The 21,784-nt window shown below is 68.6% G+C and carries 17 protein-coding genes and 2 pseudogenes; 10 read left to right on the top strand and 9 right to left on the bottom strand.

Going from position 1 to position 21,784, the window contains the following annotated elements:
• Window positions 1-50: 50 nt before the first annotated feature.
• From BM536_RS28150 to trxA, 7 genes are all read left to right on the top strand, one after another.
• Window positions 51-2,435 carry a DUF6049 family protein gene (locus tag BM536_RS28150; RefSeq protein ID WP_094103669.1) on the top strand — a complete coding sequence of 795 codons (2,385 nt, stop codon included), beginning with the start codon at window positions 51-53 and terminating at the stop codon, window positions 2,433-2,435.
• Between the two features lie 44 nt (window positions 2,436-2,479).
• On the top strand, window positions 2,480-4,780 hold the full coding sequence (gene murJ, locus BM536_RS28145; RefSeq protein WP_073491218.1) for a murein biosynthesis integral membrane protein MurJ: 2,301 nt from the start codon (window positions 2,480-2,482) through the stop codon (window positions 4,778-4,780).
• A gap of 136 nt (window positions 4,781-4,916) precedes the next feature.
• The gene (locus tag BM536_RS28140; protein ID WP_073491217.1) at window positions 4,917-6,632 is read left to right on the top strand and encodes a protein kinase family protein; all 1,716 of its coding nucleotides are present in this window, start codon (window positions 4,917-4,919) and stop codon (window positions 6,630-6,632) included.
• Window positions 6,633-6,659: 27 nt separating this feature from the next.
• The gene (sigM, locus tag BM536_RS28135) at window positions 6,660-7,385 is read left to right on the top strand and encodes an RNA polymerase sigma factor SigM (RefSeq protein ID WP_073491216.1); all 726 of its coding nucleotides are present in this window, start codon (window positions 6,660-6,662) and stop codon (window positions 7,383-7,385) included.
• The gene (locus BM536_RS28130) at window positions 7,382-8,260 is read left to right on the top strand and encodes an anti-sigma factor family protein (RefSeq protein WP_073491215.1); all 879 of its coding nucleotides are present in this window, start codon (window positions 7,382-7,384) and stop codon (window positions 8,258-8,260) included. Before sigM ends, BM536_RS28130 begins: the two co-directional genes overlap by 4 nt.
• Window positions 8,261-8,428: 168 nt before the next feature.
• Window positions 8,429-9,397: a thioredoxin-disulfide reductase gene (gene trxB / locus BM536_RS28125; protein ID WP_073491214.1), complete on the top strand. Its 969-nt coding sequence runs from the start codon at window positions 8,429-8,431 to the stop codon at window positions 9,395-9,397.
• 43 nt (window positions 9,398-9,440) lie between these two features.
• A complete protein-coding gene (gene trxA, locus BM536_RS28120; protein ID WP_073491213.1) occupies window positions 9,441-9,770 on the top strand; it encodes a thioredoxin in 330 nt (109 codons plus the stop codon).
• Window positions 9,771-9,813: 43 nt separating this feature from the next.
• Here trxA and BM536_RS28115 read toward each other — a convergent pair.
• From BM536_RS28115 to rpmH, 9 genes and pseudogenes are all read right to left on the bottom strand, one after another.
• Window positions 9,814-10,430 (bottom strand): annotated as a pseudogene (locus BM536_RS28115) (GNAT family N-acetyltransferase).
• A gap of 324 nt (window positions 10,431-10,754) precedes the next feature.
• A complete protein-coding gene (locus BM536_RS28110) occupies window positions 10,755-11,855 on the bottom strand; it encodes a ParB/RepB/Spo0J family partition protein (protein ID WP_073491212.1) in 1,101 nt (366 codons plus the stop codon).
• Window positions 11,852-12,922 carry a ParA family protein gene (locus BM536_RS28105; RefSeq protein WP_073491261.1) on the bottom strand — a complete coding sequence of 357 codons (1,071 nt, stop codon included), beginning with the start codon at window positions 12,920-12,922 and terminating at the stop codon, window positions 11,852-11,854. The genes BM536_RS28110 and BM536_RS28105 overlap by 4 nt, the downstream gene beginning before the upstream one ends.
• 265 nt (window positions 12,923-13,187) lie before the next feature.
• Window positions 13,188-13,904 (bottom strand): 16S rRNA (guanine(527)-N(7))-methyltransferase RsmG, encoded by a 717-nt coding sequence (rsmG, locus tag BM536_RS28100; protein ID WP_073491260.1) that lies wholly within the window; start codon window positions 13,902-13,904, stop codon window positions 13,188-13,190.
• A gap of 117 nt (window positions 13,905-14,021) precedes the next feature.
• A complete protein-coding gene (locus tag BM536_RS28095; RefSeq protein ID WP_073491211.1) occupies window positions 14,022-14,534 on the bottom strand; it encodes a Jag family protein in 513 nt (170 codons plus the stop codon).
• 15 nt (window positions 14,535-14,549) lie between these two features.
• Window positions 14,550-15,812: a membrane protein insertase YidC gene (gene yidC, locus BM536_RS28090; RefSeq protein WP_073491210.1), complete on the bottom strand. Its 1,263-nt coding sequence runs from the start codon at window positions 15,810-15,812 to the stop codon at window positions 14,550-14,552.
• A 3-nt stretch (window positions 15,813-15,815) separates the two neighbouring features.
• Window positions 15,816-16,169: a membrane protein insertion efficiency factor YidD gene (gene yidD / locus BM536_RS28085; RefSeq protein WP_073491209.1), complete on the bottom strand. Its 354-nt coding sequence runs from the start codon at window positions 16,167-16,169 to the stop codon at window positions 15,816-15,818.
• A complete protein-coding gene (gene rnpA / locus BM536_RS28080; RefSeq protein WP_073491208.1) occupies window positions 16,166-16,537 on the bottom strand; it encodes a ribonuclease P protein component in 372 nt (123 codons plus the stop codon). Before rnpA ends, yidD begins: the two co-directional genes overlap by 4 nt.
• A 21-nt stretch (window positions 16,538-16,558) precedes the next feature.
• On the bottom strand, window positions 16,559-16,696 hold the full coding sequence (rpmH, locus tag BM536_RS28075; protein WP_018846094.1) for a 50S ribosomal protein L34: 138 nt from the start codon (window positions 16,694-16,696) through the stop codon (window positions 16,559-16,561).
• 377 nt (window positions 16,697-17,073) lie between these two features.
• On the opposite strand from rpmH, the gene dnaA reads away from it, so the two are divergent.
• The 3 genes and pseudogenes from dnaA to BM536_RS28055 all read left to right on the top strand — a co-directional run.
• Window positions 17,074-19,020 carry a chromosomal replication initiator protein DnaA gene (gene dnaA / locus BM536_RS28070; RefSeq protein WP_073491207.1) on the top strand — a complete coding sequence of 649 codons (1,947 nt, stop codon included), beginning with the start codon at window positions 17,074-17,076 and terminating at the stop codon, window positions 19,018-19,020.
• Window positions 19,021-19,890: 870 nt separating this feature from the next.
• A pseudogene (dnaN, locus tag BM536_RS28060) lies at window positions 19,891-21,020 on the top strand (DNA polymerase III subunit beta).
• A 198-nt stretch (window positions 21,021-21,218) separates the two neighbouring features.
• The coding region (locus BM536_RS28055) for an NADP-dependent phosphogluconate dehydrogenase (RefSeq protein WP_143650987.1) at window positions 21,219-21,784 on the top strand (566 nt) is incomplete at its 3' end.

Here is a 21,784-nt window from a genome sequence, read left to right as displayed (position 1 = left end):
TGGACGCACATTCCGACGACCACTGACGACGACGAGGGACGGACGAGCGCGTGGCCGAGGCGGCAGACTTCCCGGGGATGACTCCCTCACCTGCCCGCCGGTGGCTGCGGCGCACCGGAGCACTGCTCGCGGGGGCGCCTCTGCTGGCCGGTCTGCTCCAGCTGCCCGCGTCCTCGGCGCAGGCCGCGGAACACATCTACGCCAAGGAAGCCTCCAGCACGGGCACGGTGGCCGTCGCCGTCGACTCCCTGAGCCCCAGCATTCCCACCGAAGGCGACACGCTGACCGTCTCGGGCACGGTGACCAACAAGGGCAAGCAGACCGTCACGAGCGCTCATGTGGACCTGCGCGTGGGGTCCGCGCTGGCCACCCGCTCGGCGATCGACAGCACCGCCAAGCGGTCCGACGACATCTCCAGCTCCAGCGGATCCCCGGTGGGCGACAAGTACGTCGCCGAGTTCGCCAAGCTCACTCCCGGCGTCTCCGAGCAGTTCAGCATCTCCGTACCGGTCGACGAGCTCGACCTCGGGGGCGGCGGTGTGTACCCGTTGGGCGTCGCCCTGTCGGGCGAGACGGCCGCGAAGCCGTGGGAGCAGGTGCTGGGCATCCAGCGGACGTTCCTGCCGTGGCAGCCCGACGAGGCCGACACCAGGACCCGTACGACCGTGCTGTGGCCCCTGGTCTCCGACGTCCACATGACGGCCGAGACCGCGTCGAACGAACAGCAGACACCGGTGTTCCTCAACGACGACCTCGCCGCGGAGATCTCTCCCGGCGGTCGCCTCGACCAGCTCCTGAACCTCGGCAAGAGCCTCGACGTGACCTGGGTGATCGACCCGGCCCTGCTGGCCTCCGTCGACGCCATGACCGAGCGGTACGACATCGTCGCCGGTGACACCACCACGGCAGGCGAGCACCAGGCCGTCGCCGGCCGGTGGCTCGCCGAACTGCAACAGGCCGTGCAGGGCAAGCAGGTCGTCGCCCTGCCCTACGCCGACCCCGATCTGGCCTCGCTGGCACACAGCGGGACCAGCGTCACCGGCTCCCTGAACCAGCTCAAGGCCGCCACCGACGTCGCTGTCGGCACGGTGGAGACCGTGCTCCATGTGACCCCGAGCACCGACTTCGCCTGGCCGGTGGAGGGTGCCGTCGACCCGTCGATCGTGAAGGTCGCCACCTCCGCGGGTGCCGACAAGGTGATCGCGCGCAGTGACAGCCTCACGGAGAACGGTGATCTGTCCTACACGCCCTCCGCGGCCCGCCCCATCGGCGGCGGCACCACGGCGGTGGTCGCGGACGCGCGGCTGTCGGAGGCGTTCCAGGGCGATCTCACGAAGGCCTCCGCCTCCACGCTCGCGGTGCAGGCGTTCCTCGCGCAGAGCCTGGCGCTGAACCTCCAGACGGACAAGCAGCGCAGCATCGTCGTCGCCCCCCAGCGCATGCCGACCGCGGGTCAGGCCCAGGCGATGGCGGAGGCGGTCACCGCCCTGCAGGGCGGGACCTGGTCGCAGGCGCAGCAGCTCACGGCGGCCGCCACGGCCAAGCCCGACCCCGGTGCCACGACGAAGGTGCCGTCCCGGTCGGCGTACCCCTCCTCGCTCACCAAGCGGGAGCTGCCGCGGTCGGCGTTCGTGGACATCGCGTCCACGCAGGACCGGCTCGACAACTTCAAGGTGATCCTGACCGACGAGTCCCGGGTGGTGACCCCCTTCGGGCGGGCCATCAACCGTGAGATGTCCACGTCCTGGCGGGGCCGGACCACCGCGGCGAGCAGCTTCCGCCAAGGCGTCCAGGACTACCTCACCACGCTGGCCGAACAGGTCAAACTGATCCAGAAGTCGGAGCTAAAGCTCTCCGGGCGCAGCGCCACGATCCCGGTGACCGTGCAGAACAATCTCGTGCAGGGCGTCGAACGCCTGGTGCTGCGGCTCACCTCGACCAATCCGACCCGTCTGGAGATCGGCGGCAAGTCCTACGCCGAGCAGCGCATCGAGGTCTCCGGCGGACACAGCACGACGGTGAAGTTCACCACCTCGGCCAACGCCAACGGCCAGGCGGCGGTCGTCGCCCAGCTGTACACCGAGGACGGCAGGGCGTACGGCGCACCGGTCACCTTCGACGTGAAGGTCACCGAGATCACGGCCACCGTGATGCTCGTCATCGGCGGCGGTTTCCTGCTGCTCGTGCTGGCCGGCTTCCGGATGTACACCCAGCGAAAGCGCGCCGCGGCCCGGGAGGCCGAGGAGAACGGCACCGACGACACGGACCCGGCCGCCGACGCGGCCGAGACCACGCAGGACTCCGGGGACGGACCCGATGCGGAGTCGGACACCCGGTCCGGGGCGGACGACCCGGTGCAGCCGAGTGACGGGACACCGGACACCGCAGCGGAAAGCACCGACCCGTCCGGGACGGGTGAGAGAGTGGACCGTTGAGGATGTCGTGGCCGGTCGGCCCGGAACGATGAGGTGGGGTAACCATGAACGCGCCGTACGACGGTGACCGCGGCCAGGCCGCGGGCAGCTCGGGCTACCCCGAGGGTCCGCCGCCCGGGCACGGCCAGGTGCCGCCGCAGCACCCCGCGGACATGTACCTCCAGGACGCCTACGACCAGGACCCGTACCGGTCCCAGGACCTCACCGCCCAGGACCCGGTCGCCGAGGCTCTCTACGACCGCGCCGCGCACCCCCCGCCGCCGCCCGGAGTCAACCCTCCCCAGCAGCCGCTCTACGGCCCGCCGCAGCAGTCCCCCTACGCGCCCGACCCACAGGTGTGGGCCCAGACACCGGCGCCCGAGCCGGAGGGCCCGACGCAGTACCTGCCGTACGGCGACGATCCGCGCACGACCCAGTTCGTGGGCGTGGACGACCTCGTCACCCACTCCGCCGAGGAACGCCACGAGCCCGACGCCTTCGCGCACCTCTTCCGCGACCAGCAGCAGGGCGGCACCCACCCCCCGATGGGTTCGCCGGCGGTACCGGGCCCGGCACACGCTCCGGGCGGTTACGTTCCAGGGGGGCAGGTTCCGGCCGCGCAGCACCAGACGCCGGCCTTCGCCCACGCGTCGGGGCTCGCGGATCCGGCCTCCGGGGTCGACCAGACCATGAACCTCACCGCCACCCCCGCTCCGGCACCGCCCGCGAAGAAGAGCGGGCGGGCCACGGGACTGCTGAAGTCGAGCGCGGTGATGGCGGCGGGCACGATGGTCTCGCGTCTGACCGGGTTCGTCCGGTCGGCGATGATCGTCTCCGCCCTGGGCCTCGGCTTCCTCGGCGACTCCTTCCAGGTCGCCTACCAGCTGCCGACGATGATCTACATCCTGACGGTGGGCGGTGGCCTCAACTCCGTCTTCGTGCCGCAGCTCGTCCGTGCCATGAAAGAGGACGACGACGGTGGCGAGGCATACGCCAATCGCCTGCTGACGCTCGTGATGGTGGCCCTGGCCGCGCTCACCGGTCTCGCGATGTTCGCCGCCCCGCTCCTGGTCCGCATGCTGGCGAACCCGGTCGCCAGCAACCCCGCGGCCAACGAGGTCGCCGTCACCTTCACGCGCTACTTCTTGCCCTCGATCTTCTTCATGGGCGTCCACGTGGTGATGGGACAGATCCTCAACGCGCGCGGAAGGTTCGGCGCGATGATGTGGACCCCGGTCCTGAACAACGTCGTCATCATCGTGACGCTCGGCATGTTCCTCTGGGTGTACGGCACCGCGGCGGACTCCGACATGAGCGTCACGAACATCCCGCCGGAGGGCCAGCGGCTGCTCGGCATCGGCATCCTGCTCGGCCTGGTCGTCCAGGCCCTCGCGATGATTCCGTACCTGCGCGAGACCGGCTTCCGGATGCGGCTGCGCTTCGACTGGAAGGGCCACGGCCTCGGCAAGGCCGCCATGCTCGCCAAGTGGACGATCCTGTTCGTCCTGGCCAACCAGGCGGGCGCGCTGGTGGTCACCCAGCTGTCCACCGCGGCCGGCATCGACTCGGGCGTCAAGGGCACCGGTTTCGCCGCCTACGCCAACGCCCAGCTGATCTGGGGCCTGCCGCAGGCCATCATCACGGTGTCCCTGATGGCCGCGCTGCTGCCCCGCATCTCGCGCTCGGCGGCCGAGCAGGACGCAGGTGCCGTCCGCGACGACATCTCCCAGGGCCTGCGCACGACGGCCGTCGCGATCGTGCCCATCGCCTTCGGCTTCATCGCGCTCGGCATCCCGATGTGCACCCTGATCTTCGGCTCCTCGGGCATCAGCGAGGCCACCAACATGGGCTTCATGCTGATGGCCTTCGGCCTCGGCCTGATCCCGTACTCGGTGCAGTACGTCGTGCTGCGCGCCTTCTACGCCTACGAGGACACGCGGACCCCCTTCTACAACACCGTGATCGTGGCGGCGGTCAACGCCGCCGCCTCCGCCACCTGCTACTTCGTGCTCCCGGCCCGCTGGGCCGTGGTCGGCATGGCCGCCTCCTACGGCCTGGCCTACGTCATCGGTGTCGGCGTCGCCTGGAACCGGCTGCGCAAGCGGCTCGGCGGGGACCTGGACGGAACCCGGGTGCTGCGGACGTACGCGCGGCTGTGCATCGCCGCCGTGCCGGCCGCCCTGCTCAGCGGCGCCGCGTGCTACGGCATCGCCCAGACTCTCGGCCAGGGCGTCGCCGGTTCCTTCGCCGCCCTGCTGGCCGGTGGAATCGTCCTGGTCGGCGTCTTCTTCGTCGCCGCCCGCCGTATGCGTATCGAGGAGCTCAACTCGCTCGTCGGCATGGTGCGCGGGCGCCTGGGTCGCTGAGGCGGGGGTAGGCGCACAACCATCGTTCGTCGCCGCGTGTCGTGCATAGCGGCGGACTGTGGGCACAATTGGGTTCGGCGTCGGACGGCGCGCACGAGGTCGGACGGCGCGCATGGATGGGGAGGCAGGAACGACGGTGGCGGAACGGAGTACGGCTGCCGTCGACGTGGCAGACAACAGCGGTGACGAGCCGCTGACCGCACAGGCGGACCAGTCCACGGCCGACGGTGTGGCCAAGAACCGGGAGCGGGACACGGACAGCGACGAGGCACAGGGGAGTGGCGGGGCTGAGAGCCCCGGGAAGGCCTCGGCGCCGGAACTGCACAGCGGCCACAAGCTCGCCAGACGCTACCGGCTCGAGGACTGCGTCACCCGTCTGGACGGTTTCAGCAGTTGGCGTGCGGTCGACGAGAAACTCCGCCGTGCCGTCGGCGTCCATGTTCTGCCCGCGGATCACACGCGGGCCCGTTCCGTCCTGGCGGCGGCCAGGTCCTCCGCCCTGCTCGGCGACCCCCGCTTCGTCCAAGTTCTCGACGCGGTCGAGGAGAACGACCTCGTCTACGTCGTTCACGAGTGGCTGCCCGACGCCACCGAACTGACCACGCTCCTCGCTTCCGGGCCGCTGGAGCCGCACGACGCCTACCAGATGGTGAGTCAGATCGCCTCCGCCATGGCGGCCGCCCACCGTGAAGGGCTCGCGCATCTGCGGCTGAACCCCAACGCCGTGCTGCGCACCTCCACCGGCCAGTGGCGCATCCGCGGCCTCGCCGTGAACGCGGCGCTGCGCGGCGTCAGTTCCGACACCCCCCAGCGCACCGACACCGAGGCGATCGGCGCTCTGCTGTACGCCGCGCTCACTCAGCGCTGGCCGTACGAGAACGACGCCTATGGTCTGTCCGGACTACCCAAGGACATCGGGCTGATCGCCCCCGACCAGGTGCGTGCCGGCATCCACCGGGGCCTGTCGGAGCTGGCCATGCGCGCTCTCGTCAACGACGGAGCGACCGCCTCCCGGCATGAGTCCGCGTGCGCCACACCGGAGGAACTGGTCAAGGCCATCGGTGAGATGCCCCGCATCCGCCCGCCGGAGCCCACGTTCACCGCGCCCCCCGAATACCAGCGCACGACGTACCAGCAGGGCAGCTACGGACGGCCCGCGGCCCACCCGGGCGCCACCCAGCCGGTGCGGACCCCGCCTCCCCCGTTGCAGAGCCGCACCGGCAAAGCGCTGAAGTGGGCGGTCTCCGCGCTGCTCATCGCCGCCCTCGGTCTCGGCAGCTGGCAGCTCGCGGACGCCCTGATGGACCAGGGCAACTCCGACGACACGAACCAGACGCAGACGACGGACGGCGACGACAACAACAGTGCCGCGCCCAGGCCCGTCCAGCAGCTCAGCATCCAGGGCTCGCAGGAGTACGTAGCCAGCGGTTCCGCCCAGGCGCCGGAGGACGTCGGCAACACCTACGACGGTGACAGCTCCACGTACTGGCGGACCAAGAAATACGCCGAGGGTCCGACCCTTGCTCCGTACAAGCCCGGAGTGGGCATCATCTACGACCTCGGGTCGGCACGGGAGGTCTCCGCGGCGTCGATAGGACTCCGGTACGCCGGGGACCACACGACCGTGAAGCTCTACGCCACGGACTCGCTCACTCCGTCCACGGGCATCGGCGGGATGAAGGAGATCGGTACCGCCGACGCCAGCGGTACCTCGCTCACGGTGAAGACGTCGAAGACGGTGAAGACCCAGTACGTGCTGCTCTGGATCACCGCCGTACCGTATGCGCCCACCGATGGTTTCAGTGGCTCCGGCTACAAACAGGCCATCACCGACGTGAAATTCACGGGCTGAGATCTCACCTGAGGGGGAGGGGGTCCGATGGCAGCAGGCGCCGAACACGACGGATTCAGCGATCATGACCTCCTCACCCGTCACGTGGAGGGCGATCCTGACGCCTTCGGTGAGCTTGTACGGCGACACCGTGACCGGCTCTGGGCCGTGGCCCTCAGAACCCTGGGGGACCGCGAGGAGGCCGCTGACGCCGTTCAGGACGCTCTGGTCTCCGCCTACCGGGCCGCCCATACCTTCCGCGGCCAGTCCGCCGTCACCACCTGGCTGCACCGGATCACGGTGAACGCCTGCCTGGACCGGGCCCGCAAGGCGGCCTCCCGCAAGACCTCTCCGGTCGACGACACCGAGCGCCTGGAGCAGTTGCTGGAGCCGCACGAGTCGGCATCGGCACCCGCCGAGCGCAACGACCTGCACCGCCAGCTCCTCGAAGCCCTCGGTACCCTGCCGCCCGACCAGCGTGCGGCGCTCATCCTGGTCGACATGCAGGGCTATCCCGTCGCCGAGGCCGCCCGTGTGCTCGACGTCCCGACGGGGACGGTGAAGAGCCGCTGCGCTCGGGGCAGAGCAAGACTCCTGCCACTGCTCACCCATCTGCGGCCGGCCAACTCCGGCGAGATGAGGGAAACCGGGCGAGGACGGAACCGGGCGGAGGGGACATCCGTCCCACCGGCAGCGGGTCCTCGGGACGAAGGCCCGGACGGCGCCGGGACCGGCGATTCAGCTGCTGTGAAGGGCGGAGGTGGGCGAACGTGACATCGACGACGGACAGGACCGAACACCCGGACGTCACGGAGATCTCCGACCTCACCGAGGGCCTGCTCCCTACCGACCGCAGTACGGAAGTGCGTCGACACCTCGACGACTGCGTGCTCTGCGCGGACGTCCACGCCTCGCTGGAGGAGATCCGTGGCCTCCTGGGGACGCTGCCCGGGCCGACGCGGATGCCGGACGAGGTCGCCCACCGCATCGATGCCGCGCTGGCGGTGGAAGCCTTGATCAGCTCCACGGCCCCGGAGCCCACCACACTCGAGTCGGACAGCGCCGGGCATGTTTCACGTGAAACATCGACATCGCCGCCGCGGCCCGCAGGGCATGCCCGAACCACCACCACCGGGCCGGGCCGCAAGGATCGCCGGCGGAATGGGCGACGCAGGATCGCCGTGCTGGGGACCGCCTTCGCCGTCGCCGCCCTGGGTATCGGGTCGGTCCTGGTGTCGTCACTGACCGGCGACGAGAGTCCGGGAACCTCTGTGCCCGGTCAGCGGTCCACCGTCGCGCACAGCTTCTCCGAGAGCGGTCTGGAACAGCAGGTCGCTGATCTCCTGGCCGCCTCCCCCAACGCCAGTCCGCACACTCTCGGCATGCAGGGCGAGCCGGAGACGAAGACCCCCAGAGTCTTCCAGGAGCCCACGGTGCCCGGCTGCGTCCAGAAGGGCATGGACCGGAACGACGCGGCCCTGGCCGTCGAGAAGGGCACGTACCAGGGGAGGGACGCGCTTCTCGTCGTCCTCCCCGACAGCGCCGACAGCACCCGGGTCACCGCGTACCTGATGGATGCGACCTGCGTCAGCCAGCCGTCGTCCGGCACAGCGAAGATCCTTCTCAAGGACTCCTACACCCGCCCCTGACGCTTCGGGCTTCGTCCCCGCCGAGCGTGGTATCCGGTACGGCGTCGGGCCCCTTGGTGTGCCCGGCCACAGCGGGAATGCGCGCCCCTTAGGATCCGTTGGGTGGGGTGAGAGTTTCCAGAAGCTCCCCCGGTCGATCGACATAGACCAGAGACGAGGAATGAAGCCGTGAGCGACGTCCGAAACGTGATCATCATCGGCTCCGGGCCCGCCGGCTACACGGCGGCGCTCTACACCGCGCGCGCATCACTGAAGCCGCTGGTGTTCGAAGGAGCCGTCACCGCGGGCGGCGCCCTCATGAACACCACCGAGGTCGAGAACTTCCCCGGCTTCCAGGACGGGATCATGGGCCCCGAGCTCATGGACAACATGCGCGCCCAGGCCGAGCGCTTCGGCGCCGAACTGATCCCCGACGACGTCGTCTCCGTCGACCTCACCGGTGAGATCAAGACGGTGACCGACACGGCGGGAACAGTCCACCGGGCCAAGGCCGTCATCGTCACCACCGGCTCCCAGCACCGCAAGCTCGGCCTGCCCAACGAGGACGCTCTCTCCGGTCGCGGCGTCTCGTGGTGTGCCACGTGTGACGGCTTCTTCTTCAAGGACCAGGACATCGCCGTCATCGGTGGCGGCGACACTGCGATGGAGGAGGCCACCTTCCTGTCGCGCTTCGCCAAGTCCGTGACGATCGTCCACCGCCGGGACACGCTGCGTGCCTCCAAGGCGATGCAGGAGCGTGCCTTCGCCGACCCGAAGATCTCGTTCGTCTGGGACAGCGAGGTCGCCGAGATCCAGGGTGACCCGAAGCTGGCCGGGTTGAAGCTGCGCAACCTCAAGACCGGTGAACTCTCCGACCTGGCGGTGACGGGCCTGTTCATCGCGATCGGCCACGACCCGCGCACGGAACTCTTCAAGGGCCAGCTCGACCTGGACGAAGAGGGTTACCTGAAGGTCGTCGCCCCGTCCACCCGGACGAACGTGACCGGTGTCTTCGCCGCCGGCGATGTCGTCGACCACACCTACCGTCAGGCGATCACCGCAGCCGGCACCGGCTGCTCCGCCGCCCTCGACGCCGAGCGCTACCTCGCCGCCCTCGCGGACGAGGAGCAGGCCGAGCCCGAGAAGACCGCCGTCTGACCCCCTTCCGCCCCACCGCACACATCAGTTAAAGGAGCCCGCCGTGGCCGACCTCAAGCACGTAACCGACGACTCCTTCGAGCAGGACGTCCTCAAGAGCGAGAAGCCCGTCCTGGTGGACTTCTGGGCTGCCTGGTGCGGCCCGTGCCGCCAGATCGCTCCGTCCCTCGAGGCGATCGCGGCCGAGTACGGCGACAAGATCGAGGTCGTCAAGCTCAACATCGACGAGAACCCGGGTACGGCCGCCAAGTACGGCGTGATGTCCATCCCGACCTTGAACGTCTACCAGAACGGCGAGGTCGCCAAGACCATCGTCGGCGCCAAGCCCAAGGCCGCGCTCGTCCGCGACCTTGAGGACTTCATCGCCGAGTGACGATCTGAACGTCGCACACGAGGCGTGTGTTTCACCAAGCCAGTCACAGGGGGCGCAGCGCCGGCTCCTTCTGTACGGCTCCCAACAGTCGGTCGAGCGCCATCTCCACGTCTCCTTCCAGGAAAGGGTGGTGCGCAGCTCCAGCCTCAGGCGGGGGTGAGAAGGGTGCGGCCGGACCGTCTTGAAACCCACCGCCAGCAGATGGTCGGCCGGCAGAAGACACGCCGGGTCCTTCCAGCGGGCATCACCGAATGCCTCGATCGCTTTGAAGTCCCGGCGCAACAGATCCTTGGCGACCGTCTGGACCATCACCCGGCCGAGTCCCTGGCCCTGGTAACCCGGCACGATGAACGCGGTCATCAGCTGGACCGCGTCCGGGGACACAGGGCTCGTGGGGAACGCCGTCGAACGGGGAACGTACGCGGGCGGGGCGTAGAGCACGTAGCCCACCGGTACGTCATCGACAAAGACGACCCGGCCGCAGGAACCCCAGTCGAGTAGGACCGCGGAGATCCAGGCCTCCTTCTCCACCGCCGCCGTACCCGCTCTTACCGCTGCTTCACCGCTGACGGGGTCCAGTTCCCAGAAGACACACGAGCGGCAGCGTTGGGGAAGGTCCTGAAGGTTGTCCAGTGTGAGCGGTACGAGCCGTCGCCCCATGAAGGCTGATCCTCGCTTCCTTCGCCCGCGGCGTCGCGAGCGGCAGTCAGAGCGCTCCGTTCCCTGAGCAGGCTGGCGACGAACCCGCCGACCGCGCCGATCCCCAAGGCTGCGCCCACCAGTCCGGTCCGGCTGATTGTTCGCATGGCCCCCGCCTCCCACTCGAAGGTGTCATCAGGTGGTTGCGCCATAGCTCATTGCATCGTATCCACGACACGATTCCCTCGACACCGCCCAGAAGCAAAGAGCGAGCCGTGTTCCGGACACACCGGAGACGGCTCGCTCTTGGCAGTCGGCGGGCGGTTGGACCCGGCCATGGGGCGCTCAGTCGTCCGTTTCCTCGGACTCACCCTCTACCAGGCCCTTCTGGAGGACGGGCCCTTCACCGGGTGCCAAGCTGTCGAGGATCCGCTCGAGGTCTTCCATGGAGGCGAACTCGACGGTGATCTTGCCCTTCTTCTGGCCCAGGTCGACCTTCACCCGCGTCTCGAATCGGTCCGAGAGCCGGGTGGCGAGGTCGGACAGCGCCGGCGACACCCGGCCTCCGGCACGGGGACCCTTGGCACGCTGAGGGGCCTGTGGGCGCGACCCCATGAGGGTCACGATCTCCTCGACCGCCCGCACTGACAGCCCCTCCGCCACAATGCGGTGGGCAAGCCTGTCCTGTTCCTCCGAGTCGTCGACGGAGAGCAGCGCCCGGGCATGACCCGCCGAGAGGACACCGGCCGCCACCCGACGCTGGACCGCCGGGGAGAGCCTGAGGAGACGCAGTGTGTTGGAGACCTGGGGACGCGAGCGCCCGATCCGGTCCGCCAACTGGTCATGGGTGCAGTTGAAGTCCTTCAGCAACTGGTCGTAGGCGGCAGCCTCCTCCAGCGGGTTCAGCTGAGCACGGTGGAGGTTCTCCAGCAGTGCGTCCAGGAGGAGCTTCTCGTCGTCCGTGGCCCGCACGATCGCCGGGATCGCTTCCAGGCCCGCCTCACGGCAGGCTCGCCAGCGCCGCTCGCCCATGATCAGCTCATAGCGTGCGGGACCGGTCTGCCGTACGACGACCGGCTGGAGGAGGCCGACCTCCTTGATGGAAGTGACCAGCTCCTGAAGCGCGTCCTCGTCGAAGACCTCACGCGGCTGGCGCGGGTTCGGCGTGATGGAGTCGAGCGGGAGTTCCGCGAAGTGGACGCCCATGGGCGCTGCGGGAACCTCCGCCACCCCGTTCGGCGAGGGCTCCTCCGTTTCACGTGAAACAGGCGGCAGCGTGGCCACCTTCGCCGCGGCCACCCCACGGTCGGTGGTCAGGACCGGAACACCGGCGGACGACGTGGAGGTCACGCCTCCCACGGCGGTCTGCGCCGGTGTCCTCTCGGTCGGGGCGGCAGGGATCAGTGCGCCAAGACCACGGCCCAGCCCCCTCCGTCGATCACTCACTGGATCCCCTCCATGGTCGGGTTGTTCTGAGCGCCGATATGGGCGTGGGTGCCGTCGTAGCTGACGCCGACACCCCTCAGCGCAATCTCTCGGGCTGCTTCGAGGTAGGACAGTGCACCGCTCGATCCGGGATCGTAGGTCAGTACCGTCTGCCCGTAGCTCGGCGCTTCGGAGATGCGGACCGAGCGGGGAATGCTCGTCCGCAGCACCTCGTCGCCGAAGTGGGTGCGCACCTCGTCGGCGACCTGCGACGCGAGGCGCGTCCGGCCGTCGTACATGGTGAGCAGAATGGTGGAGACGTGAAGGGCGGGGTTGAGGTGGCCGCGCACCAGCTCGACATTGCGCAGTAGCTGGCCCAGCCCCTCCAGTGCGTAGTACTCGCACTGGATCGGGATGAGGACCTCCTGGCCCGCGACCATCGCGTTGACCGTCAGTAGACCCAGCGAGGGCGGGCAGTCGATCAGGACATAGTCCAGCGGCTGCTCGTACGCCTGGAGGGCTCGTTCGAGTCGGCTCTCGCGGGCCACCAGCGACACCAGCTCGATCTCCGCACCGGCAAGATCGATCGTGGCGGGAGCGCAGAAAAGGCCTTCAACATCGGGGACGGGTTGGACCACTTCCGCCAGTGGGCGGCTCTCGACCAACACGTCGTAGATGGACGGAACCTCGGCATGGTGATCGATTCCGAGGGCGGTGGACGCATTGCCCTGCGGGTCGAGGTCGATCACCAGGACGCGGGCACCGTGCAGAGCCAGTGATGCGGCAAGGTTGACGGTCGTCGTCGTCTTGCCGACGCCGCCCTTCTGGTTGGCGACCACCATGATGCGGGTCTGCTCGGGCCGCGGCAGGCCCTCGCCGGCGCGGCCGAGAGCCTCCACCGCCAGTTGGGCGGCACGACCGATCGGAGTGTCGTCCATCGGAGGCGGTGTTTCACGTGAAACATCCTCCCCCATCGACTCGGTACGGGGACCGGGGACCGGATCGGTCATCGGTCCCGCGATGTTGGCGTCGGACCGCAAGGATTCACTCTCCTCGACTTCAGGCTCGCAATGAACAGAGCCTCCCATGCCTTCGGGGTCGCGAACCAGTGAGGCCTGGTCTTCTGTGGAGAAATCCACCTCTGTGGACAACTCCGTCCCCTTGACGAGTGAGCCGAGCGGCTTCCGGTCACGGGGTTCGGCCGCGGCGCGACCGCGGCTGATGATGCCGTGCAGCAATGAGCGACGTTTCACGTGAAACACGATGCACAGCGCCAGTGGCCGAACCGCCGCGACACTCCGTCACGCATGGGTTGGGCAGCTTGTGTGGAGTACCGCTGTTCTTCAGGCCGGGTCAGCGGCGACGGCGTGTGCGCCCTGTCCGGGCCGCCTTGGCACGCTTGGCGGCGAACCTCACACCACCCGGGCTCTCCCCGACCTCGACCCGCACGACCGTGGAGAGCGGATCCACCAGTCCCTCGCCGACGTGGAGGATCGACGTGCTCACCGCGCCGAGCTTGCTCAGAGCGGTGGCCGCACTCTTCAGCTCCTCCTCGGCGGTGTCGCCCTTCAGCGCGAGCATCTCACCGTAGGGGCGGAGCAGCGGGATGCCCCAGGCGGCGAGGCGGTCCAGGGGAGCGACCGCCCGTGCGGTCACGACATGGACCGGTGGAAGCTTGCCCATGACCTCCTCGGCCCGCCCGCGCACGACAGTCACATGGTCGAGGCCGAGAAGTTCGACGACCTCGGTCAGGAAATTCGTGCGCCGCAGAAGCGGCTCCAGCAGGGTGATCTTCAGATCCTCCCGCACCAGGGCCAGGGGGATGCCCGGCAGGCCGGCGCCGGAACCGACGTCGCACACCGTCACGTCCTCGGGCACGGCTTCGGAGAGCACCGCACAGTTCAGAATGTGCCTCTCCCACAGCCGGGGCACTTCCCGTGGGCCGATGAGCCCACGCTGCACACCTGCCTCGGCCAGGAGTTCGGCGTACCGGACCGCATCCGCGAAGCGATCACCGAATACCTCGCGTGCTTGCTCGGGCGCAGGGGGGAGCTCCGCTGCCTCCGTCACGGGGACCGTCCTTCCGTACCGCTTCGGCGCGTTCGCGCCGGCCACCAGAACTACCAGGTCTGACAAGACCGGCCCCGCCTGCTCGACAGACGGGGCCGGGAATACGTACGCGCTGAATCAGTTGGGCAGCACGACGACGAAGCGCTGCGGCTCCTCGCCCTCGGACTCGCTGCGCAGACCGGCTGTCTTGACCGCGTCGTGGACGACCTTGCGCTCGAAGGGCGTCATCGGGTTCAGCTTGACCGGTTCGCCGCTGTTCCTCGCGTCGGCCGCGGCCTTGGCGCCCAGCTCGGAGAGCTCGGTGCGCTTCTTGGCCCGGTAGCCCGCGATGTCCAGCATCAGTCGGCTACGGTCACCGGTCTCCCGGTGCACGGCCAGACGCGTCAGCTCCTGCAACGCCTCCAACACCTCGCCGTCCCGGCCGACGAGCTTGTACAGGTCGCGTCCTGCCACATCACTGATGATCGACACCGACGCACGATCGGCCTCGACATCCATGTCGATGTCGCCGTCGAGATCAGCGATGTCCAGCAAGCCCTCGAGGTAGTCCGCCGCGATCTCGCCCTCCTGCTCCAGGCGGGTCAGGGTGTCTGCACCCTCGGCGGCGGCGGAGGTGGTGCCTTCCGTCACGGGATGGGCTCCTTCTTACTTCTTGGACGGGGACTTGGGGCGCTGCGGGCCGCCCTTGCGCTGCCCGGACTGGGCCTTGCTGCGGCCACCGCCGGAGCCGGTCTTCGGCTTGGCTGCGCCGGCGGGCTTGGCGTCCTGCGGCTCGTCGGACTTGGTCAGCGAGGTGGGCTCACCGGCCGCCTTGGGGGTACCGGACTGGCGTTGGGACTTGCTCTGGCGCTTGGGCTGCTGGCGCCGGGCCGCGGCGGCCGTGGCCTCGCCGTCCTCGGTCAGGGTGGCGGTCTGGGCCTCGCCCTTCGCCACGGTGCCGTCGGGCTGGGCCGCCAGGCCCGCCTTGCTCAGACCGTTGATGAACTTGCGCTCGTAGTCGTTGCGGTCGCGGCCCTTGGCCACGATCGCCTTGACGATGGCCTTCTGGCCCCGGCCGCGGATCTTGCCGTGGTTCGTGACGTGCTTGTACAGGCGGTCCAGGTAAGCGGCCTGAGCCTTGGAACCCGGGGTCGGGTTGTTGCGGATGACGTACATCTGCTGGCCCATGGTCCACACGTTGGTGGTCAGCCAGTAGACGAGGACACCGACCGGGAAGTTGATGCCGAAGACGGCGAACATGACCGGGAAGACGTACAGCAGCATCTTCTGCTGCTGCATGAACGGCGTCTTCACCGTGGTGTCGACGTTCTTCGTCATCAGCTGGCGCTGCGTGAAGAACTGCGAGGCCGACATCATGACGATCATGATCGCGGTGACGATGCGGACGGTGGACAGCGAGGCGTCGAGCGCGGAGACGTCCGAGGCGCTGTCGGTGAACTTCGCGGCCAGCGGGGCGCCGAAGATGTGCGCCTTCTGCGCGCTCTGCAGCAGGCTCTCGTTGATCACACCGATGGTGTCACCGTTGGCGATGCTGTTGAGCACGTGGTACAGCGCGAAGAAGAACGGGGACTGCGCCAGGATGGGAAGGCACGAGGAGAGCGGGTTGGTACCCGTCTCCTTGTACAGCTTCATCATCTCTTCGGACTGGCGCTGCTTGTCGTTCTTGTAGCGCTCCTGGATCTTCTTCATCTCGGGCTGCAGCGTCTGCATCGCCCGTGTCGCCTTGATCTGCTTCACGAAGAGCGGAATCAGGCAGATCCGGATCAGGATCACCAGGGACACGATGGACAGGCCCCAGGCCCACCCGGTGTCAGCACCGAAGAGGGCGCCGTACACCTTGTGGAACTGGACGATGACCCAGGAGACGGGTGTGGTGATGAAACTGAAGAGGCTGGCAATCGTGTCCACTAATCATGCTCCTTGGGCATGGGACGGTGTCTCTGCGGCCGGGCTTGAAGAAGGGTTCTCTTCGGTGGCCGTTTCGGCGGCGGAGGGCCCGCCCTTGCGTGCGCGCCATGTGTTGCGCAGCATCTCGTGCCACCGCGGGCGCTTGCGCGGCGGGACATGGTCCACGCCGCCGAGCGACCAGGGGTTGCATCGCAGGATGCGCCAGGCCGTGAGGGCCGTTCCCTTGACCGCACCGTGCCGGTCGATGGCGGTGAAGCCGTAGTGGGAACACGACGGGTAGTACTTGCACACCGGCCCGAGCAGCGGACTGATCGTCCACTGGTAGAGCTTGATCAAGGCCAGCAGCGGGTACTTCATCGCGCGCCCCCTCCTAGTAGCCGTTGAAGGGCGGCATCGAGGTCCTGGGCCAGCTGTGCGTGGTCTGCGTCGCCCGCACCGGGCAGCGCCCGTACGACTACCAGGCTACCGGGGGGAAGGAGGGCGACTCGGTCGCGCATCAGATGGCGCAGTCTGCGCTTCACTGTGTTGCGCACGACCGCTCCGCCCACGGCCTTGCTCACGACGAAACCCGCACGCGTCGGGGGAGCGCTCTCCCCAGGCGCGTGCGGGTCCGTGGCACCGCTTCGAAGATGGACGACGAGAGTCGGACGGCCGGCCCGACGGCCCCGTCGTACCGCGGTCGCGAAGTCCTCGCGCCGCCTCAGCCGATGCTCGGTAGGCAGCACGACGTCATGACCTGATCAGGCTCAGGCGGACAGGTTCGCGCGACCCTTGCTGCGGCGGTTCGCGAGAATCGCGCGACCGGCACGGGTGCGCATCCGCAGGCGGAAGCCGTGGGTCTTGGCGCGACGACGGTTGTTCGGCTGGAAGGTGCGCTTGCTCACTCGGGGGCTCCAGAAATCAATCGGTGGTGGCGGGGTGCCGTCCTGGCTGTCACCGTGCGCCCACGAGGTAGCTCGCGGTCAACGCCCGAGTGCACCGCTTCCCGATCACCTGACGCGATCTGTGCCCATCGGAGGCAGGCGGCAGCAGCCATCGACAACTCGACCTGGTCACGGTACGCGCGGCTACGCCATCCGGTCAAACCGGCGGCCGTGGGAGACACTGTCCACAGGCTGGGGACAACAACTTGAACCGTACCCGTCGGCCTGACTACCGTGGCTGAACTCCGATTCGTTCCTTTGTCCCTGCCCGCACCCGATGCGAATCCCCCACCGTCCCACCGTCACACGAACGTGGGACCCACGAGAGAGCGTGCCCTGTGGCTGACGTACCTGCCGATCTTGCCGCAGTGTGGCCACGAGTACTGGAGCAGCTCCTCGGTGAGGGCCGCGGCCAGGGTGTCGAGGTGAAGGACGAACACTGGATCAGACGCTGCCAGCCGCTCGCCCTGGTCGCGGACACCGCCCTGCTCGCCGTGCCCAACGAATTCGCGAAGGGCGTACTGGAAGGCCGCCTCGCCCCGATCGTCAGTGAGACGCTGAGCCGCGAGTGCGGTCGGCCGATCCGCATCGCGATCACCGTCGACGACTCCGTGGGCGAACCTCCCGCCTCGTCGGGGCCGTCGCGCTACGACGAACCCGAGCGTCCGTCCGGCCAGTACGACGGTCCGCGCGACAACCCGTACCAGGGCTACGGCCGGCACCGCGCCGATCAGTCCCAGGGCGGCGGTGACCAGGGTTCCCGCCAGGACCAGCTGCCCACCGCGCGGCCGGCCTACCCGTCGGAGTACCAGCGGCCCGAGCCCGGGGCCTGGCCCCGACAGGGACAGGACGACTACGGCTGGCAGCAGCAGCGCCTCGGATTCCCCGAACGCGACCCGTACGCGTCGCCGCCGCAGGACTCGTACGGCGGGTCCGGGCAGGACTCCTACGGCCCGCCGTCCCAGGACGGGTACGGGTCCCAGGACCAGGACTCCTACGGCCCGCCCTCGCAGGACTACCGGCCCCAGGCCATGGATCGGCCGTCCTACGACCGCTCGTCCTACGACCAGAAGCGCTCGGAGTACCAGCAGTCGCGCCCCGAGTACGACCAGCGCGACCCCACCCGGCGTGAGATGCCCGAGCCCTCGGCGGGCGGCGGGCATCCGCACCGCGGCCCGGCCGGCCACGGACAGCAGGGCGCGCCCGGTCCGCTGGGCTCGAAGCCCGCGCCGACGGGCGGTCCCGGCGAGCCGACCGCCCGGCTCAACCCCAAGTACCTCTTCGACACGTTCGTCATCGGCGCCTCGAACCGCTTCGCGCACGCGGCCGCCGTCGCCGTCGCCGAGGCTCCCGCGAAGGCGTACAACCCCTTGTTCATCTACGGGGAGTCGGGTCTCGGCAAGACTCACCTGTTGCACGCGATCGGGCACTACGCGCGCAGCCTCTATCCGGGCACACGGGTGCGGTACGTCAGCTCGGAGGAGTTCACCAACGAGTTCATCAACTCCATCCGTGACGGCAAGGGCGACAGCTTCCGCAAGCGGTATCGCGAGATGGACATCCTGCTCGTCGACGACATCCAGTTCCTGGCGGACAAGGAGTCGACGCAGGAGGAGTTTTTCCACACCTTCAACACGCTCCACAACGCCAACAAGCAGATCGTGCTGTCCAGCGACCGGCCGCCCAAGCAGCTGGTGACGCTGGAGGACCGGCTGCGGAACCGTTTCGAGTGGGGCCTGATCACGGACGTCCAGCCGCCCGAGCTGGAGACGCGGATCGCGATCCTGCGCAAGAAGGCGGTACAGGAGCAACTCAACGCCCCTCCGGAGGTGCTGGAGTTCATCGCGTCCCGCATCTCGCGCAACATCCGCGAGCTGGAGGGCGCGCTGATCCGGGTGACGGCGTTCGCGTCGCTCAACCGGCAGCCGGTGGACCTGGGGCTGACCGAGATCGTCCTCAAGGACCTGATGCCCGGCGGCGACGACTCGGCGCCCGAGATCACCTCGACGGCCATCATGGGCGCGACCGCCGACTACTTCGGGCTCACGGTCGAGGACCTGTGCGGCACGTCCCGCGGACGCGCGCTGGTGACGGCCCGGCAGATCGCGATGTACCTGTGCCGTGAGCTGACGGACCTCTCGCTGCCGAAGATCGGCGCTCTGTTCGGTGGCCGTGACCACACGACGGTGATGCACGCGGACCGCAAGATCCGCAATCTGATGGCCGAGCGGCGCTCCATCTACAACCAGGTGACCGAGCTGACGAACCGCATCAAGGCGGGCTGACCGAGCCGCACGGACCCGTCGAGGGCGTTCCGGGAACTGCTCCCGGGGCGCCCTTCGCCGTGCCACAGGTCGGCGCCCCGCCATCCGCTGTTCGAATACTCGCCGGGTTACGGCCACTCTCCACAGATTCGGCGACTTTCTTCCGTCCACAACCTGGGGACTGCCAAGTTGTCCAGATCGTGTCCACAGGCGCCACGGGTGAAAGAGAATCGGGGCAGGTCACCTGGCTGTGGATTGGTGGACAAAAGTTTTCCACAGCCTGTGGACAGTTTCTTCGTCCACAGGCTGTGCACGAAGTTGTCCACCGGTAACCCACAGGCTGCGGCCGGTTGTCCCCAGCGATCAGCGGCTTCTCCACATGGCTGTCCACTGTTCGGCAACCAGACGCGCCTCCTCACCGGGTCGAGTGAAAGGCGTCACACGAAGTTGCCGGAGTGGGCTGTGGGAAAGCCGGGGAAACCTGGGGACGCACCTGGGGAGAAGTCGCCTCTACCTGTGCATGGAGTGTGCAGAACTTTCTGTTCTCCACAGAAGACCCGAGTTGTCCACCGCCTCCGTCCCCAGGACCGGTGGATAAAATATCGGCTCTGACCTGCGAAAACTGGGTTATCCACGGTATCCACAGCCCCTACTACTACTCCCAACTAGAGAGAGCGAGAAGTCCGGTTCGAAGGAGGGGCTGTGCACAACTCGCTGTCCGGGTCCCGACTGCTCCTCGTCACGACTTGACCCGAGAGGCACCTACTGTCAGTGCGGTGCGTCAGACTGGACCCCGGTGGTCCTTCCCCTCACAGGGGCCGACGACACCGAGACAGACGACGAAAAGCCAGGCAGGGCGAGAAGCGCCGGCAACAGCAGGAGGCGGCAAGAGTGAAGATCCGGGTGGAACGCGACGTACTCGCGGAGGCAGTGGCCTGGGCGGCACGCAGCCTCCCGGCCCGTCCGCCGGCGCCTGTCCTCGCCGCCTCCTGCTGAAGGCCGAGAACGGAGCGCTCAGCCTCTCCAGCTTCGACTACGAGGTCTCCGCACGCGTGTCGGTGGAGACCGAGGTCGAGGAGGAGGGCACGGTCCTCGTCTCGGGCCGTCTGCTCGCGGACATCTGCCGTGCCCTGCCGAACCGCCCGGTGGAGATCTCCACAGACGGTGTACGGGCCACGGTGGTCTGCGGCTCCTCGCGGTTCACCCTCCACACACTGCCTGTGGAGGAGTACCCGTCGCTGCCCCAGATGCCGAACGCGACGGGCACGGTCCCCGGCGAGGTCTTCGCCTCCGCCGCCGCCCAGGTCGCCATCGCGGCCGGCCGTGACGACACCCTGCCCGTCCTCACCGGTGTGCGCATCGAGATCGAGGGCGACACCGTGACGCTGGCCTCCACCGACCGCTACCGCTTCGCGGTCCGCGAGTTCCTGTGGAAGCCGGAGAACCCGGAGGCCTCGGCGGTGGCTCTGGTGCCCGCCAAGACGCTCCTGGACACCGCCAAGGCACTCACGAGCGGGGACAGCGTCACCATCGCGCTGTCCGGCTCGGGCGCCGGCGAGGGCCTGATCGGCTTCGAGGGCGCCGGCCGGCGCACCACGACCCGACTGCTGGAGGGCGACCTCCCCAAGTACCGCACGCTGTTCCCGACGGAGTTCAACTCCATCGCCGTGATCGAGACCGCCCCCTTCGTGGAGGCCGTCAAGCGCGTGGCCCTGGTCGCCGAGCGCAACACGCCGGTGCGGCTGAGCTTCGAACAGGGCGTGCTCATCCTGGAGGCCGGCTCCAGCGACGACGCACAGGCTGTGGAGAGGGTCGACGCCCAGCTCGACGGCGACGACATCTCGATCGCCTTCAACCCGACCTTCCTGCTGGACGGCCTCAGCGCCATCGACTCCCCGGTGGCCCAGCTGTCCTTCACCACGTCCACCAAGCCCGCGCTGCTCAGCGGCAGGCCGGCGGTCGACGCGGAGGCGGACGAGGCCTACAAGTACCTGATCATGCCGGTCCGCCTCAGCGGCTGAGCCCCCGCACTTGTCCACAGGCCGTGGAGGAACGCCTCCCGGCTTGTGGGTGAAGCGGCAGAAGCCGCAGGTGAGCGCGGCGGATGGGGTGTACGTCTGAGCGCGTATGCCCACAGGTGTGCGTGACGGCCCGGGTTTAGGCTCGGACATGGGTACGAAGGTGCCCCACACGCCACACAGCGACCTAAGGAACAACTGATGGAGCTCGGTCTCGTCGGCCTCGGCAAGATGGGCGGCAACATGCGTGAGCGGATCCGCCGCGCAGGCCACACCGTCGTCGGATACGACCGCAACCCGGACCTCGCCGATGTCCACAGCCTCTCCGAGCTTGTGGGCAAGCTCAAGGGCCCGCGGGTCGTCTGGGTGATGGTCCCGGCCGGTGCCGCCACCCAGTCGACCGTCGACGAGCTGGGCGAGCTGCTGGAGCCGGGCGACGTCGTCGTGGACGGGGGCAACTCCCGCTGGACGGACGACGAGAAGCACGCCGAGGAGCTGGCGGCCAAGGGCATCGGCTTCGTCGACTGCGGCGTCTCGGGCGGCGTCTGGGGCCTGGAGAACGGCTACGCGCTGATGTACGGCGGCGACGCCGAGAACGTCGCCAAGGTGCAGCCGGTCTTCGACGCGCTCAAGCCCGAGGGCGACTTCGGCGCGGTGCACGCGGGCAAGGTCGGCGCCGGCCACTTCGCGAAGATGGTCCACAACGGCATCGAGTACGCCATGATGCAGGCCTACGCCGAGGGCTGGGAGCTGCTGGAGAAGGTCGA

Origin of the sequence: Streptomyces phaeoluteigriseus, assembly GCF_001896135.2 — a bacterium.
GTDB lineage: Bacteria > Actinomycetota > Actinomycetes > Streptomycetales > Streptomycetaceae > Streptomyces > Streptomyces phaeoluteigriseus.
The sequence above is the reverse complement of the archived record's forward strand: the minus strand, read 5'-3'. Positions and strand labels throughout refer to the sequence as shown.

What these genes read in the sequence shown, in the direction of transcription:
- murJ (WP_073491218.1), top strand. Translation starts at nt 2,480, where the DNA reads ATGAACGCGCCGTACGACGGTGACCGCGGCCAGGCCGCGGGCAGCTCG.
- sigM (WP_073491216.1), top strand. Translation starts at nt 6,660, where the DNA reads ATGGCAGCAGGCGCCGAACACGACGGATTCAGCGATCATGACCTCCTC.
- BM536_RS28105 (WP_073491261.1), bottom strand. Translation starts at nt 12,922, where the DNA reads ATGGGAGGCTCTGTTCATTGCGAGCCTGAAGTCGAGGAGAGTGAATCC.
- yidD (WP_073491209.1), bottom strand. Translation starts at nt 16,169, where the DNA reads ATGAAGTACCCGCTGCTGGCCTTGATCAAGCTCTACCAGTGGACGATC.